The organism is Type-F symbiont of Plautia stali, assembly GCF_059731105.1.
Window position 1 is genome coordinate 1,305,596 of record NZ_AP035909.1, and the last position, 15,296, is coordinate 1,320,891.

13 protein-coding genes are annotated in these 15,296 nt (G+C 58.2%); 4 read left to right on the forward strand and 9 right to left on the reverse strand.

Annotated elements, in window-relative coordinates; genetic code table 11:
• Nucleotides 1–2: 2 nt before the first annotated feature.
• The 3 genes from ltaE to AC6I7A_RS06145 all read right to left on the reverse strand — a co-directional run bounded on the left by ltaE (nucleotide 3) and on the right by AC6I7A_RS06145 (nucleotide 3,916).
• A complete protein-coding gene (gene ltaE, locus AC6I7A_RS06135; protein WP_058957468.1) occupies nucleotides 3–1,004 on the reverse strand; it encodes a low-specificity L-threonine aldolase in 1,002 nt (333 codons plus the stop codon).
• Between the two features lie 71 nt (nucleotides 1,005–1,075).
• Complete coding sequence (gene poxB / locus AC6I7A_RS06140) at nucleotides 1,076–2,797, reverse strand: ubiquinone-dependent pyruvate dehydrogenase (protein WP_058957467.1); 1,722 nt, start codon at nucleotides 2,795–2,797, stop codon at nucleotides 1,076–1,078.
• A 219-nt stretch (nucleotides 2,798–3,016) separates the two neighbouring features.
• Nucleotides 3,017–3,916: a LysO family transporter gene (locus AC6I7A_RS06145; RefSeq protein ID WP_058957466.1), complete on the reverse strand. Its 900-nt coding sequence runs from the start codon at nucleotides 3,914–3,916 to the stop codon at nucleotides 3,017–3,019.
• A 132-nt stretch (nucleotides 3,917–4,048) separates the two neighbouring features.
• On the opposite strand from AC6I7A_RS06145, the gene AC6I7A_RS06150 reads away from it, so the two are divergent.
• Nucleotides 4,049–5,686: a DUF2813 domain-containing protein gene (locus AC6I7A_RS06150; RefSeq protein WP_058957465.1), complete on the forward strand. Its 1,638-nt coding sequence runs from the start codon at nucleotides 4,049–4,051 to the stop codon at nucleotides 5,684–5,686.
• A 71-nt stretch (nucleotides 5,687–5,757) separates the two neighbouring features.
• On the opposite strand, the gene cspD is transcribed toward AC6I7A_RS06150, so the two are convergent.
• Nucleotides 5,758–5,979 carry a cold shock-like protein CspD gene (gene cspD, locus AC6I7A_RS06155; RefSeq protein ID WP_009091144.1) on the reverse strand — a complete coding sequence of 74 codons (222 nt, stop codon included), beginning with the start codon at nucleotides 5,977–5,979 and terminating at the stop codon, nucleotides 5,758–5,760.
• A gap of 316 nt (nucleotides 5,980–6,295) precedes the next feature.
• Here cspD and clpS point away from each other — a divergent pair, with 316 nt between their 5' ends.
• The gene (gene clpS / locus AC6I7A_RS06160) at nucleotides 6,296–6,616 is read left to right on the forward strand and encodes an ATP-dependent Clp protease adapter ClpS (RefSeq protein WP_003849318.1); all 321 of its coding nucleotides are present in this window, start codon (nucleotides 6,296–6,298) and stop codon (nucleotides 6,614–6,616) included.
• A 52-nt stretch (nucleotides 6,617–6,668) separates the two neighbouring features.
• Nucleotides 6,669–8,945 carry an ATP-dependent Clp protease ATP-binding subunit ClpA gene (clpA, locus tag AC6I7A_RS06165; RefSeq protein WP_009091142.1) on the forward strand — a complete coding sequence of 759 codons (2,277 nt, stop codon included), beginning with the start codon at nucleotides 6,669–6,671 and terminating at the stop codon, nucleotides 8,943–8,945.
• A gap of 85 nt (nucleotides 8,946–9,030) precedes the next feature.
• Here the strand turns inward: clpA and infA are convergent, their stop codons facing one another.
• From infA to trxB, 5 genes are all read right to left on the reverse strand, one after another.
• Nucleotides 9,031–9,249 (reverse strand): translation initiation factor IF-1, encoded by a 219-nt coding sequence (gene infA / locus AC6I7A_RS06170; protein ID WP_002211347.1) that lies wholly within the window; start codon nucleotides 9,247–9,249, stop codon nucleotides 9,031–9,033.
• 345 nt (nucleotides 9,250–9,594) lie between these two features.
• On the reverse strand, nucleotides 9,595–10,287 hold the full coding sequence (gene aat / locus AC6I7A_RS06175) for a leucyl/phenylalanyl-tRNA--protein transferase (RefSeq protein ID WP_033736359.1): 693 nt from the start codon (nucleotides 10,285–10,287) through the stop codon (nucleotides 9,595–9,597).
• 33 nt (nucleotides 10,288–10,320) lie between these two features.
• Entirely contained in the window at nucleotides 10,321–12,051 is a 1,731-nt protein-coding gene (gene cydC, locus AC6I7A_RS06180; RefSeq protein WP_058957464.1) for a heme ABC transporter ATP-binding protein/permease CydC, read from the reverse strand.
• Entirely contained in the window at nucleotides 12,051–13,820 is a 1,770-nt protein-coding gene (gene cydD / locus AC6I7A_RS06185; protein ID WP_058957463.1) for a heme ABC transporter permease/ATP-binding protein CydD, read from the reverse strand. The genes cydC and cydD overlap by 1 nt, the downstream gene beginning before the upstream one ends.
• 144 nt (nucleotides 13,821–13,964) lie before the next feature.
• Nucleotides 13,965–14,930 (reverse strand): thioredoxin-disulfide reductase, encoded by a 966-nt coding sequence (gene trxB / locus AC6I7A_RS06190; RefSeq protein ID WP_058957462.1) that lies wholly within the window; start codon nucleotides 14,928–14,930, stop codon nucleotides 13,965–13,967.
• A 110-nt stretch (nucleotides 14,931–15,040) separates the two neighbouring features.
• On the opposite strand from trxB, the gene AC6I7A_RS06195 reads away from it, so the two are divergent.
• Entirely contained in the window at nucleotides 15,041–15,274 is a 234-nt protein-coding gene (locus tag AC6I7A_RS06195) for a hypothetical protein (protein ID WP_140028290.1), read from the forward strand.
• Nucleotides 15,275–15,296: the final 22 nt, after the last annotated feature.

Below are 15,296 nucleotides of genomic sequence, written 5' to 3' on the forward strand. Positions count from 1 at the left end.
CGTTACTGCTGCAGAAACGCCTTCCAGTGTGCGACCACCTGTTCCAGCGCGGCACGATCCGTATCCAGATGGGTGACCAGACGGGTGCGGGTGCCCGCGCTGATTAATACCCCACGCGCTTTCATCCACTCGCCCAGCGGCCTGACCTGCGCCTCCGGCACGGCAACAAACAGCATGTTCGTCTGCTGCTCAATGACGTTGACACCCAGCTCATGCAACTGCTCACCCAGCCAGGCCGCATTGTCATGATCCTCCTGCAGCCGCGCCACGTTATGTTCTAACGCGTAAAGGCCGGCTGCCGCCAGAATGCCCGCCTGACGCATGCCGCCGCCGGTCATTTTCCGCCAGCGACGCGCGCGCTCAATCAGCGCCGTGTCGCCGCACAGCAGGGACCCCACCGGTGTCCCCAGACCTTTCGAGAGACAGATAGTGAGACTGTCGCAGTAGCGGGCAATCGCCGCCAGCGTGGTCTGCTGCGCCACCACCGCATTAAAGATCCGTGCGCCATCAATGTGCAGCGCCAGCTGATGCGCGCGGGTAAAGGTCCAGGCCTGTTCCAGATAAGCCAGCGGCAGCACTTTACCGTGATGGGTGTTCTCCAGACTCAGCAGTCGGGTGCGGGCAAAGTGAATATCATCCGGCTTGATAGCGGCCGCCACCACGTCGAGCGGCAGGGTACCGTCCTCGCTGGCCAGCACCGGCTGGGGCTGAATACTGCCCAGCACCGCCGCGCCACCCGCCTCATATTTGTAGTTGTGCGCCTGCTGACCCACGATATATTCATCGCCGCGTTCACAGTGGCTCAGCAGCGCCACCAGGTTTGCCTGGGTACCGGTCGGAAAAAAGAGCGCGGCGGCTTTGCCACTGAGTCGTGCCGCCTCCGCCTCCAGCGCATTCACGGTCGGATCGTCACGGTAGACATCATCACCGGTTTCGGCAGACATCATCGCGTTCAGCATGGCGGCGCTGGGCCGGGTCACGGTATCACTGCGTAAATCGATCACCTTATGCTCCTGAACGTAGCGGAAGACAAAAAAAAGGCGGGCATCGCGCCCGCCTGGATGGAACCCCTGTTTTACCGCAGCCAGTTGGTTTTCGCCAGTTCTACCACTTCATCCCCGCGACCGTTCATAATGGCGCGCAGCATGTAGAGGCTGAAGCCTTTGGCCTGCTCCAGTTTGATCTGCGGCGGCATCGCCAGCTCCTCTTTGGCGGTGATGACATCGACCAGCACCGGCCCGTCATGAGCAAATGCCTGCTCCAGCGCGCCGTTGAGTTCTGACGCTTTCTCCACCCGGATCCCTTTGATGCCGCAGGCCTGAGCGATGGCGGCAAAGTCGGGATTGTCCAGTTCGGTGCCGTCGGTCAGGTAGCCGCCCGCTTTCATCTCCATCGCCACAAAGCCCAGCACGCTGTTGTTGAAAATCACCAGTTTCACCGGCATTTTCAGCTGCGCCAGCGAGATAAAATCGCCCATCAGCATGCTGAATCCGCCGTCACCACACAGCGCCACCACCTGACGATTCCGATCGATGGACTGCGCGCCCAGCGCCTGCGGCATGGCGTTTGCCATCGAACCGTGGTTAAACGACCCCAGCAGGCGACGTCTGCCGTTCATCTTCAGGTAGCGCGCCGCCCAGACGGTAGGCGTGCCGACGTCACAGGTGAAAATCGCATCCTCGCTGGCGTAGTGGCTGATCTGCTGCGCCAGATATTGCGGATGGATAGGCTGTTTGTCATTGGGCTGTGCCAGCTCATCCAGACTTTTCCTCGCCTCACGATAGTGCTTAACGGCGCTGTCGAGATGGGTACGATCGTTTTTGTGCGTCAGCTGCGGCAGCAGCGCCTGCAGGGTGGTTTTCACGTCACCGACATAGGCCTCATCAACGTGACAATGCGATCCCAGGCTGCCGGGATTGATATCGATCTGGATGATGCGCGCCTTTTCCGGATAGAAAGCGCGATAGGGGAACTGGGTACCCAGCAGCACCAGCGTCCCGGCGTTCATCATGGCGTGGAAGCCCGATGAGAAGCCAATCAGACCGGTCATCCCGACATCATAAGGGTTATCATATTCCAGGTGTTCTTTGCCGCGCAGCGCATGCACGATAGGGGCCTTCAGCGCTTCGGCCAGCGCAACCACTTCCTGATGTGCTCCGGCGCAGCCACTGCCGCACAGCAGCGTAATGTCGCTGGCGTCATTCAGCGTACTGGCCAGCTGAGCCAGTTCGGCAGGCTGCGGCAGAACCTGCGGCAGCTGCGGTGGATACCACTCGGTGCGGGCGCTCTCCGGCGCGGGCTGCAACGCGATATCACCGGGTAAGACCACCACCGAAACCCCCCGGTTCAGGATCGCTTTACGCATCGCGATGCCCAGCACCTGCGGTAACTGCTCCGGATTGGAGACCAGCTCGCAGTAGTGGCTGCATTCGCGGAACAGCTCCTGCGGATGGGTTTCCTGAAAATAGCCGCTGCCGATTTCGCTGGAGGGGATGTGCGCGGCAATCGCCAGCACCGGCACGCGGTTGCGGTGGCAATCGAACAGACCGTTGATGAGGTGTAAATTGCCCGGCCCGCAGGAGCCGGCGCAGACCGCCAGTTCGCCGCTGATGTGCGCTTCTGCGCCCGCCGCAAACGCTGCCACCTCTTCATGGCGCGTCGGCATCCATTCAATGGTGCCCATGCGATTAAGGCTGTCACTCAGGCCGTTCAGGGAGTCCCCGGTGACGCCCCAGATGCGTTTTACGCCCGCGCTTTCCAGCGTTTTGGCGACCAGCGCCGCCACGGTTTGTTTCATGCTCTTCTCCTTTGTCGGCTCGCCCTGATGTATGACGTGACCAGAACTGAAAAAAGAAGCGTAGACGACACGGCAGAAAAGCAGGCGTGAAAAAATGCGCTGGCAGCGCCGGGGGCCGGGCAGAGGACGGGCCATTTTTCACCTCTGACCCTGTTCCCTGCGCGTTGCGCTTATTTATTGCGGCCAGGTAAATGGTGACCTGCGCATTTCAGACAGGGATCAGGCAGAGAAAAGGGCGATCAGAATCGGGGCCAGCAGGCTCATCACAAAGCCGTGTACGATGGCCGCCGGGACAATCTCATTGCCGCCCGCCCGCTGCAGCACCGGCAGGGTAAAGTCCATCGAGGTGGCGCCGCACAGGCCCAGTGCGCTCGAGCGATGGCGGCCAATCAGCGCCGGGATCAGCATGATCGCCACCAGTTCACGCACCAGGTCGTTGAAGAAGGCGGCACTGCCGATGACCGGGCCAAAGGCTTCGGTCATCAGGATCCCGGAGAGGGAGTACCAGCCAAAGCCGCTGGCCAACGCCAGACCGGTTTTCAGTGGCATGCCAAGCAGCAGCGCGGCGATCACGCCGCCAGCCAGCGCGCTGACCAGCACCACGCTGGCGACCAGCAGGCCGCGACGGTTCAGGATAATCTGGCGCAGCGTCATCCCACTGCCGCGCAGCTGAATACCGACCAGGAACAGCAGAAAGATCAGGGCATATTCGCTGGCCGTCGAGGCGTGATGCAGCAGCGGCCACTGCGTCAGGCCGAGCAGAAAACCGATCACTACCACGCCGCAGAGCTTCAGCGAGTCCAGCGCCATATGCAGCCGTGACGGCAGCTTCTCCTGGCGATGCGCATGCTGCCAGGGGGCATATTTTTCCAGTCCGCGCAGTGCCAGCAGATTACAGATCAGGATGCAGAATGCGGCCACCAGCGCAGTGTGAAACACCGCCAGCAGGTTGCTGCTGAGGTTGTCGAGAAAGGCCAGACTAATGCCCATAAAAAACAGAATGACGTAAACCATCCAGCCCAGGAGCTGGTTGACCCGGCGCAGGGTCGCGGTCTGTCGGAAGGGTAACAGCCAGCCCGCCACCAGCGGCAGCAGAATAATCAGAAGTCCGGAGTACATAACAGCAGGTTCCATCCCTGGGAAAAGAGGCGACAAGCTAACGAAAAAGGGTGACAGAGTAAACCCCGAAAACGCGGCTTGACCGGCTGGCTTACGGCAACCATGCTTCTTATAAACTGAGGATGGACGCCTGTGATTCTGGAACATATCGATATTCGGGGTTTCCGCGGCATCAATAAGCTTTCACTGCCTTTGACCCGGACCAACCTGTTGATTGGTGAGAACGCCTGGGGCAAATCCAGCCTGCTGGATGCCCTGAGCCTGTTGCTGTCGCCGCATCAGCCGGCGCACATTTTTACGCCCGCCGATTTTCACTTTACTCCGGGCGAGGCGGATGATCCGATGCGCCGTCTGTCGGTTATGTTTCACTTTCGCGACGATGAGCGCGACGCCGATGAGCTGTTCGCTCCCTTCTGGCAGCGTGACGCTCAGGGACAACGCAGACTCTTTTACCGCGTCAGCGCCATCTGGCGGGATAGCGGTATTGAAACCCAGCGGCGTTTTACAGACGCTGACGGTCAGCTGTTGCCTGAGCCTGGCTGTGCCGGGGCCATCGATCGGTTGCTGAAACGTCATCCGGTTCTGCGACTCCGCGATGCGCGTTTCAGCAAGCGCACCCGGGGAAGTGCGCCGCTGGATTCTGCGCATACCCCGTTACTGGAGGGGATGGAGTCGCTGGCGCGCGATCTGGCGCGCCATCCACAGCAGCTCAGCGATGAGGCGCTGCGGCAGGGACTAAAGACCATGCAGCAGCTGATGCAGCACTACTTTCAGGTGCAGACGCCGGAAACCGGTCAGACGGCGCGGCCGCGGGATGGGCAGACGCGCGACGGCGGGCAGGGCTGGCGGGCGCTGGATCACCTCAACCAGCTGATTGCCGGAACGGACTCCCGCAGCCGCCAGCTGATCCTGCTGCAAATTTTTACTCTGTTGATAGAGGCGCGGGGCGATCTGCCTCTGGCCGCCGATGCCCGGCCGCTGCTGTTAATTGAAGACCCGGAAACCCGGCTGCACCCGATTATGCTCTCGGTAGCGTGGAACCTGCTGAGGCTGCTGCCGCTGCAGAAAATTGCCACCACCAATTCCGCTGAACTGCTGGCGCAGGTGCCGGTGGAAAATGTCTGCCGTCTGGTGCGTGAATCGTCGCGCGTGGCGGCCTGGCGCATCGGTCCGGAAGGACTGAGTGCCGAAGAGAGTCGGCGTATCGGCTTTCATATCCGTGTCAACCGTCCTGCAGCGCTGTTCGCCCGCTGCTGGCTGCTGGTGGAGGGGGAGACCGAAGTCTGGATCATGAATGAGCTGGCGCAGCAGTGTGGCTACAACTTTGCGGCTGAAGGGATCAAAGTGATTGAGTTTGCGCAGTCCGGTCTCAAGCCCCTGCTGAAGTTTGCCCGACGTATGGGCATCGCCTGGCATGTGCTGACCGATGGCGATCAGGCGGGGCATAAGTATGCCGCTACGGCGCGCAGTCAGCTGCAGCCGGGTGACGCGGAGCCGCGTTTTCTGACGCAGCTACCGGCGCTGGATATGGAAAACTTTCTTTATCAGCACGGCTTCCAGGAGGTTTATCATCAGATGGCGCACCTGCCGTTAAACGTTCCGATGAGTTCCAGGCGTATTATTACCAAAGCGATTCACCGCAGTTCCAAACCTGAGCTGGCGATTGCGGTAGCCTCATCGGCGGCAGAGCGCGGGCCAGAGGCGCTTCCGCCACTGATGCGGCAGATGTTTGCCCGGGTTATCCGGCTGGCACAGGGGCAGGCAGACTGAATGCCCCTGGAAATGAAAATGCCAGCGGCACGGGCTGGCATTTGGGTCCACCGTTCATAAGGGGAGAAGTGTCAGGCCACAACCTGCACCTCAACGGGGACGATAAGGCTGGCGTGATTGCCTTTCGGACCTTCATGAACATCGAACTGAACCTGCTGGCCTGCCTTTAGCGTTCGGTAGCCCTCCATCTGAATGGTGGAGTAGTGCGCAAAAATATCGTCGCCGCCTCCGATCGGACAGATAAAGCCAAAGCCTTTGGAATTATTGAACCATTTAACGGTGCCCGTCTCCATGCTTTTACTTCCCTCGCAAGACATTTTATAAGTAGGTGAGGTCTCAGACGCTGTGAGTCAGAGTTGATTAAAACTCAATCAGCCTGTGCAGGTAGAATGTAGAGAAAGCGCCGCTGGCGTCAAGCAAACCACCGGGCCAGGTGGGGAAAAAATCATCAAAATTTGAGGCAGTTAACGCTATTGCGAATTTTGTGATGCAGGTCGCGCGAGGAAATTTCTGAATAAATTTTCAGCAGCGGCCAGCGGCTTGACAGACATGTTAAACTCTCAGGATGTAGCGACGTAAAAGCTCAAAGCGAAATCTCAACGGAACACTATGGCAAACACAAACGACTGGCTTAATTTTGAACATCTGGCCGAAGACAAAGTACGCGAAGGGTTAAAGCCGCCTTCAATGTATAAAGTCATTCTGAATAATGACGATTATACACCTATGGAATTTGTTATTGACGTTGTACAAAAGTTCTTTTCTTATGATGTTGAACGTGCAACGCAGCTGATGTTGAAAGTTCACTATCACGGCAAGGCGATCTGTGGTGTATTTACTGCAGAAGTCGCCGAGACAAAAGCGGCCCAGGTGAACAACTATGCGCGGGAAAATCATCATCCGTTGCTGTGTACGCTGGAAAAAGCCTGAACACGTCTCCATATAGGAAACTGGTAAGGGCGATAATTGGGGGAGGTGCCTAATGCTCAATCAAGAACTGGAACTCAGTTTAAATATGGCTTTCGCCAGAGCGCGTGAGCACCGTCATGAATTTATGACCGTCGAGCATCTGTTACTGGCATTGCTCAGTAACCCGTCGGCCAGAGAGGCACTGGAAGCCTGTACGGTGGACCTTGTGGCTCTAAGGCAGGAACTCGAAGCCTTCATCGAACAAACCACGCCGGTGCTGCCCGCCAGCGAAGAGGAGCGTGATACCCAACCGACGCTCAGCTTCCAGCGCGTTCTGCAGCGTGCGGTTTTCCATGTCCAGTCATCCGGTCGTAGCGAAGTCTCCGGCGCGAATGTGCTGGTCGCCATTTTCAGCGAGCAGGAGTCGCAAGCGGCCTATCTGTTACGCAAACATGAAGTCAGCCGCCTTGATGTGGTGAATTTCATCTCTCACGGTACGCGCAAAGATGAGCCGGGCCAGGCGCCAGGCGCAGAAAATCCGGTTAACGAAGAGCAAGCAGGCGGGGAGGAGCGTATGGAAAACTTCACCACCAATCTTAATCAGCTTGCTCGCGTCGGTGGGATCGATCCACTGATTGGTCGCGATAAAGAGCTGGAACGTACCATTCAGGTGCTGTGCCGTCGCCGTAAAAATAACCCGCTGCTGGTGGGGGAATCCGGTGTCGGTAAAACCGCCATTGCAGAAGGTCTCGCCTGGCGCATCGAGCAGGGCGACGTGCCGGAAGTGATGAAAGAGTGCACCATCTACTCGCTGGATATTGGTTCGCTGCTAGCTGGCACCAAATACCGGGGTGACTTTGAAAAACGGTTCAAAGCGCTGCTGAAGCAACTGGAGCAGGACGAACACAGCATTCTGTTTATCGATGAGATCCACACCATCATCGGTGCAGGGGCTGCGTCCGGTGGCCAGGTCGATGCGGCCAACCTGATCAAACCCCTGCTTTCCAGCGGCAAGATTCGGGTGATGGGTTCTACCACCTATCAGGAGTTCAGCAACATCTTCGAAAAGGATCGTGCGCTGGCGCGTCGTTTCCAGAAGATCGATATCACGGAGCCGTCTGTTGATGAGACCGTGCAGATCCTGAATGGACTGAAAACCAAGTATGAAGCGCATCACGATGTGCGTTATACCGCGAAAGCGGTGCGCGCCGCCGTGGAGCTGGCGGTGAAATATATCAACGACCGTCATCTGCCTGACAAGGCGATTGATGTCATCGATGAAGCGGGTGCGCGTGCGCGCCTGATGCCTGCCAGCAAGCGCAAGAAAACCATCAATGTCTCCGACATTGAAACCGTGGTTGCGCGTATTGCCCGTATTCCGGAGCAAAGCGTCTCTGCAACTGACCGCGATACGCTGAAAAATCTGGGCGACCGTCTCAAAATGCTGGTCTTTGGTCAGGACAACGCCATTGAGGCGCTGACTGAAGCGATCAAAATGAGCCGCGCAGGTCTGGGTCAGGATCGCAAGCCAGTAGGTTCCTTCCTGTTTGCCGGACCAACCGGTGTCGGTAAGACAGAAGTGACCGTGCAGCTGGCGAAAGCGCTGGGTATTGAGCTGCTGCGCTTTGATATGTCTGAGTACATGGAGCGTCACACCGTCAGTCGTCTGATTGGTGCGCCTCCGGGTTACGTCGGCTTTGATCAGGGTGGCCTGCTGACGGATGCCGTTATCAAGCATCCTCATGCGGTGGTGCTGCTGGATGAGATTGAGAAAGCGCACCCGGATGTCTTCAACCTGCTGCTGCAGGTGATGGACAACGGTATGCTGACTGATAACAACGGACGCAAAGCGGACTTCCGCAACGTGGTGCTGGTCATGACCACTAACGCCGGTGTGCGTGAAACGGAACGTAAGTCGATTGGCCTGATTCATCAGGACAACAGCACCGACGCAATGGAAGAGATCAAAAAGATCTTTACGCCAGAGTTCCGTAACCGTCTCGACAACATCATCTGGTTCAGTCACCTGTCACCAGAAGTGATCCATCAGGTGGTCGACAAGTTTATTGTCGAGTTGCAGGCGCAGCTGGATGCCAAAGGCGTGTCGCTGGAAGTCAGTGATGAAGCCCGCGACTGGCTGGCGGAGAAGGGTTACGACAAGGCGATGGGCGCGCGTCCAATGGCGCGTACCGTGCAGGACAGCCTGAAAAAACCATTAGCCAATGAGCTGCTGTTTGGTTCGCTGGTGGATGGTGGCTCGGTATCCGTGGCGCTGGATCGTGAGAAAGGTGAACTGACCTATCACTTCCTGAGTGCGGAAAAACGGAAAACTGAAGGCACGGTGCATTAATCGCCTGCTGCAGATGTGAAAAAGGCCGGATAATTATCCGGCCTTTTTTTCGCTGCAACCTGAAGGGCGGCGAAATTAATGTCTGTTAGCGACTACGGAAGACAATGCGGCCTTTGCTCAGGTCGTACGGGGTCAGCTCAACGGTCACTTTGTCGCCCGTCAGGATGCGGATGTAGTTTTTGCGCATTTTACCGGAGATATGAGCAGTAACCACGTGTCCGTTCTCAAGTTCTACGCGGAACATGGTGTTAGGTAACGTATCCAGTACGGTACCTTGCATTTCAATATTGTCTTCTTTGGCCATCGAATCCTCTGGGTGTACTACCTTTCAGTTGAACCGGCAAGATAATGCCCAATTCAACGATTTATGTAAAGAACCGTCGGCGATTTTGCCAACGCTTTGCCGGGGGTGCTCGTCAGTGGCGGGCATCCGGTAAAATTAGGGTGTTTATGTGGCGTCTGCGGGGGATTAGCGGGCTAAGAATCTGTATCAACCGGTTACACGCGCACGATTGAAAACAGTTCCGAGAGTGCGTTGAGATTCCCAGCCTGGCAATTCCGGCTCGTTATTGCGAAGCGCGGACGACATACCAAACCCGACTATTATACCACTTAACCGTCTTTATGTGTGCAAAACATCTCGGCGTGACTAAAAAAGGGTCTGAGTCTGCCAGCAGCCTTCACTGACCGGCTGGCTGGCAAAGTTCTGAACATAGTGCAGATAGTCACTGCGGGGGATCTCCTGCGCGCCCAGCGAGGCGGTGTGCGGGTTAAGCACCTGGCAATCGACCAGACGCCCCTGATGGCGGATGAAATGCTGGCAAAAGACTAACAGCGCGGTTTTCGAGGCATTCTGCTGGCGGCTGAACATCGACTCGCCGCAGAAAATCTGCCCCATCGCCAGCCCATACATGCCCCCCACCAGCTGATGCGCGTCCCACACCTCAATGGAGTGGGCGTGGCCCAGCTCATAGAGTCGCAGCCAGGCGCGCTTCATTTCAAACGTGATCCAGGTGCCTTCTTCGCGTCCGCTGGCGCAGCCCTCGATCACCTCGGCAAACGCCTCATTCATCGTGACGCGATAGGGCGACTGGTTATGGAAACGCTTCATGCTGCGGCTGAGATGAAACTGCTCGGGCAGAAGAACCGCACGGGGATCGGGTGACCACCACAGGATAGGATCGCCGGACGAAAACCACGGAAAGATGCCGCGCTGATAAGCATTCAGTAACCGGGCAGGGGAGAGGTCGCCCCCCATGGCCAGCAGGCCATTCGGCTCACGCAGTGCCATTTCAGGAGGCGGAAATTGCAGAGATTCCCGTGACAGTTGTATCAGTCTCATCGCGATAGGTTACTCATCAGCATTTCGCTAAGACTATAGCGCAATCCGTTGCCGGAAACGCCAGTAGCGACCCGCTTTTGAGATTAATTCGCAATGGCTGCCCTGTTCGACAATCGTCCCGTTGTCCATCACACAGATGCGATCCATCTTTTCCAGACCGCTCAGGCGATGGGTAATCATAATGACGGTTTTTCCGGCGGTCAGCTGCTGCAGCAGGGCGAGAATATGCTGTTCAGTGGTGGCATCCAGCCCTTCGGTGGGTTCATCCAGCAGCCAGAGATCGCCGTCGTGCAGTAATGCGCGCGCCAGCGCCAGCCGACGCAGTTCACCACCGGAAAGCGGCCGGCCGCCTTCGCCCATCCAGGCATTTAAGCCTTCCTGATTCTCCAGCAGGCGCTGCAGGCCAACCTGGTTCAGTACGTGATTCAGTTGCTCATCACTGGCGCCGGGAGAGGCCAGCAGTAAGTTATCGCGCAGGCTCTGACTGAAAAGATGCACCCGCTGAGTAACCACACTGATGCGCTGGCGCAGTGCTGATTCTGACCAGGCGGCGATCGGCAGATCGTTCAGGCGGATATCACCCTGCTGGCTGTTCCAGCCGCGGGTCAGCAGCGCCAGCAGGGTGGATTTTCCGCAGCCGGTGGGCCCGAGCAGTGCAATGTGTTCGCCCGCATCCACTTTAAGCGTAAATTGATCAAGCACCCGGTCTGGCCGATCGGGATAGCTGAAGTCGAGCCGATCGATATCGACGGTCAGGCTGCCGGGCCGGGCAGCGGAATGGGCCGGAAAGGTGATGGCAGGTGACTGATCGATAATGTCACTGACCCGCTGAGCCGCGGTGGTCACCTGAGACATCGGCAGAAAGGCGCCCGCGACCGGAGCCAGCGCCTCAAAGGCTGCCAGCGCGCAAAACACGACCAGCGCAATCAGCGAGCCGGGGAGTTGCTGCTGACTGACTGTTGCAGCCCCAAGCCAGAGCAGAAGTGTCACCGTCAGGCCGTTAATCAGCAGCAGCAGGCTCTGCGCCAGGGCCTGCAGACGCTGCTGCTGGCATTGCGACTGCTGCCACTGCTGTTCATCCTCATCCAGTCGCTGACGCCACGCCTGCGACGCACCGTATAACGTCAGTTCTGACTGCGCCGTCAGCCACTGCATCAGCTGTAAGCGCCAGCGGGCGCGTCCACGCGCAATGGCGACGCCCGCGGGTCGGCCCAGGCGATAAAAGAGCGCGGGCATCACGATCAGGGTGACCAGCATGATGCCGCCCAGCGTCAGGGCCAGCCCGATGTCGATGAAACTCATGCCCGTGGTGACCACCACGATGACCACCAGGGCTCCGGTCAGCGGCGAAATGACGCGCAGATAGAGATGATCCAGCGTGTCCACATCGGCCACAAAGCGGTTGAGCAGATCCGCCTGCCGGAACCGCAACAGCTGCCCGGGCGAAAGCGCCATCAGACGGCTGAAGGTGTGGAGACGCAGATGCTGAAGCACCCGGAAAGTCGCATCATGACTCACCAGGCGTTCCGCATAGCGCGCCGCCGTACGAATAATGGCGGCGCCCCGCACGCCGGCCGCAGGCAGCATATAGTTAAAGCTGTAGAGGCCGGCCACGCCTGCGACGGATGAGGCGGCCAGAAACCAGCCAGACAGGGTCAGCAGGCCGATACTCGCCAGCAGGGTCGCAATCGCCAGCACGATGCCCAGCGCGAGGCGAAAAGGGTGGCGCAGCCAGAGACGAAGAAAGGGGCGCAGGGCGGACATCAGCGGATCTCCTGTTGACGATGTTGCAGCATCTCACGAAAAGCACCGGGCTGTTGCGACAGCGCCTGCCACTCTCCCTGCTGCACCAGCTTACCCGCCTCCATAACCCAGAGGGTCTGCCAGCGGCTCAGCGTATCAATCTGATGGGTAATCATCAGCGTGGTCTGTCGGGAGGCCGCCTGATTCAGCGCTGCCATTACGTGACGTTCGCTGAGTGCGTCCAGGCTGGCAGCGGGTTCATCAAGCAGTAAAAAATGCGACCTTTTGTAGAGCGCGCGCGCGACGGCGACCCGCTGCGCCTGACCCACAGAGAGCAGCTGACCCCCCTCGCCGGGGCGGGTCCCGATGCCGTCGGGCAGACGCGGCAGGAACTCATTAATTCCGCACGCCTCCAGCAGCGCGGCAAATCGTTCCGCCTCCCAGGCTGCATTCATCACGATGTTGTCACGGAGCGTGGCGGCCGGTAGCTGAGGGTTCTGTCCTACCCAGCTGAGCTGCTGATGCCAGTCCGCCCGCTGCAGATCGCGCAATTCAACCCCGTTAGCCCTGAGCGATCCCCGGTAAGGCAGGAAGCCGAGCAGGGCGTTCATCAGCGCCGTTTTGCCAGCCCCGCTCTGACCGACCAGCGCAATCTGCTCACCGGCGGCGATGGTAAACGTGAGCGGGCCACACAGTACCTGACCATCCGGGGCGCAGACTTCCAGCTGGTCGGCGGTCAGCGAGAGGGAGCGATCGGCCGTGAAGGGGCTCTGACCCTGCTGAGGTGTGGCGGCTGGCGTAGCCTGCATAAACGTTTCGAGTGCATCGGCAGCGCCTACCGCCTGAGCTTTCGCATGATAAAACGCGCCGAGATCGCGCAGTGGCTGAAAAAATTCTGGCGCCAGAATCAGTACCAGAAAACCGGCGAACAGCGTTACGCCGCGGCCATAGTCGCCGAAATGCAATTCGCCCAGATAGGAGAAGCCAAAATAGACTGCCACGACAGCGATCGCCAGGGAGGCAAAAAATTCCAGTACGGCGGAGGAGAGAAAAGCGAGGCGCAGCACTTCCATGGTGCGCTGGCGAAAATCGGTGGTGGCGTCTGCCACCGCCTGCTGCTCTGCTGCACCCCGATAGAAGAGTCGCAGCGTCTCCCGGCCGCGCAGGCGATCCAGGAAGTTACCGCTCAGACGCGCCAGCACCAGGAAGTTCCGCCGGTTGGCTTCAGCGGCGCCCATCCCCACCAGCGCCATAAACAGTGGAATCAGAGGGGCGGTGGCAAACAGGATCAGACCCGCGGTCCAGTTGAGCGGAAAAATCGTCAGCAGAATGCAGCAGGGGATCAGCACTGCCAGCGTCATCTGCGGCAGATAGCGTGCATAGTACTCCTGCATCTCTTCAATCTGTTCCAGCAGCAGGGTCGCCCAGCTACCGGCCGGTTTACCCTGAATCCACGCCGGACCCAGCCCGGCGAGCCGGTCCAGCACCTGCTGGCGTAACGCCTGACGGATCGCCTGCCCGGCACGATAGCCGGTCCGTTCACGGGCATAATTTATCAGGGCGCGCAGCACAAAGCAGAGCAGCAACAGCAGCAGGCTGGCCGTCACGGTTTCACGCGGCTGTTGCCCGATGATCAGCCTCTGAAGCAGTGAGGCCAGTAAACCTGCCTGAGCAATAATCAGCAGGGCACTGACGGTGCCCAGCAGCGTATTCAGGCGCAACCAGCGACCGCCGAAATGACGCTGCTGACGAAGCCAGCGGGTGAGATGCTGCTGCCGCGATTTATCCATGCGAGACCATGCTAAATGTCGATGACGGGGAGGAGAGGGAAAGGCATTTCCCTCCTTTCTGGCGCCAGAATCTAGCATGAGGGCAATAAAAAAGGCGACTGAAAAACCGTCGCCTGGAACATTTGAGATCAGCGGGTTAACAACTTACTGATCGTTTTTAACTAATCCATCAAGAAAACGCTCAGCGTCTAACGCCGCCATACAACCGGTGCCCGCAGAGGTGATCGCCTGGCGGTATGTGTGGTCCATCACATCACCTGCCGCAAACACACCCGGGATGCTGGTCTGCGTCGCGTTTCCGTGCAGGCCGGACTGCACTTTAATGTAGCCATTTTCCAGCGCCAGCTGTCCGTCGAAAATTGCGGTATTCGGGCTGTGGCCGATAGCGACAAACAGACCCGCCACATCCAGCGATTCGGTTTCATCGTTCTGCGTCGAGCGCAGGGTCAGCCCGGTGACGCCCATCTGGTCGCCGACCACCTCTTCCAGCGTGCGATGCGTGTGTAGCACGATATTCCCGTTGCGCACTTTCTCCATCAGACGATCAATCAGGATCTTTTCTGCACGGAAGCTGTCACGGCGATGGATCAGATGCACTTCAGACGCGATGTTCGCCAGGTAGAGTGCCTCTTCAACGGCCGTATTACCGCCGCCAATCACGGCCACTTTCTGGTTACGGTAGAAGAAACCGTCGCAAGTGGCGCAGGCAGAGACGCCTTTGCCTTTGAACGCCTCTTCGGAAGGCAGACCCAGGTAGCGCGCTGACGCACCCGTCGCAATGATCAGGGCGTCAGCCGTGTATTCGCCGCTGTCGCCGGTCAGACGGAACGGACGGTTCTGCAGATCAACGGTGTGGATGTGATCGAAAATGATCTCAGTATTGAATTTTTCGGCATGCTCATGCATACGCTCCATCAGTGATGGACCTGTCAGATCGTGCGGGTCGCCCGGCCAGTTCTCCACTTCAGTGGTCGTGGTCAGCTGTCCGCCTTTTTCCAGACCGGTGATCAGCACCGGGTTCAGGTTGGCGCGTGCAGCATAAACCGCTGCGGTATAACCCGCTGGGCCGGAGCCCAGAATGAGTAGCTTACTGTGTTTGGCCGTACTCATGCGTTCCTCAGTTTCATTCGGCTGACATAGCCTGCGATTGTAGGGAATATCCGGCAGCAATGACAAGGTTTAGGCAATTTTGTTAACGATAGCTGCAAGTGGCGTAGACGATGAATGGCAACTTTGCCTCTGCAATGCGCCAAAAGGGGGCAAAACTCCGCTTAAGCGGTGCAATAGCTGAAAAAACCTCATTTAAAAACAGTAACCCAGCGGTCTGTCTGGCATCTTGTCCTGAATTTGGTGATTTTACTTTGACAATCGCCTGCGCTTTTGCGAAAACATTATCAGAAGCGGATAACATTTATCGGAACAAAACAGGTTTTCATCGCCTGTTTTGCACTTAACGCCGAATAAAAGCAGCCTGGT

Coding starts and splice junctions, on each gene's coding strand:
- poxB (WP_058957467.1), bottom strand. CDS start 2,797: ATGAAACAAACCGTGGCGGCGCTGGTCGCCAAAACGCTGGAAAGCGCG.
- cspD (WP_009091144.1), bottom strand. CDS start 5,979: ATGGAGACGGGCACCGTTAAATGGTTCAATAATTCCAAAGGCTTTGGC.
- AC6I7A_RS06145 (WP_058957466.1), bottom strand. CDS start 3,916: ATGTACTCCGGACTTCTGATTATTCTGCTGCCGCTGGTGGCGGGCTGG.
- aat (WP_033736359.1), bottom strand. CDS start 10,287: ATGAGACTGATACAACTGTCACGGGAATCTCTGCAATTTCCGCCTCCT.
- AC6I7A_RS06195 (WP_140028290.1), top strand. CDS start 15,041: ATGAATGGCAACTTTGCCTCTGCAATGCGCCAAAAGGGGGCAAAACTC.
- cydD (WP_058957463.1), bottom strand. CDS start 13,820: ATGGATAAATCGCGGCAGCAGCATCTCACCCGCTGGCTTCGTCAGCAG.
- clpA (WP_009091142.1), top strand. CDS start 6,669: ATGCTCAATCAAGAACTGGAACTCAGTTTAAATATGGCTTTCGCCAGA.
- clpS (WP_003849318.1), top strand. CDS start 6,296: ATGGCAAACACAAACGACTGGCTTAATTTTGAACATCTGGCCGAAGAC.
- infA (WP_002211347.1), bottom strand. CDS start 9,249: ATGGCCAAAGAAGACAATATTGAAATGCAAGGTACCGTACTGGATACG.
- cydC (WP_058957464.1), bottom strand. CDS start 12,051: ATGTCCGCCCTGCGCCCCTTTCTTCGTCTCTGGCTGCGCCACCCTTTT.
- trxB (WP_058957462.1), bottom strand. CDS start 14,930: ATGAGTACGGCCAAACACAGTAAGCTACTCATTCTGGGCTCCGGCCCA.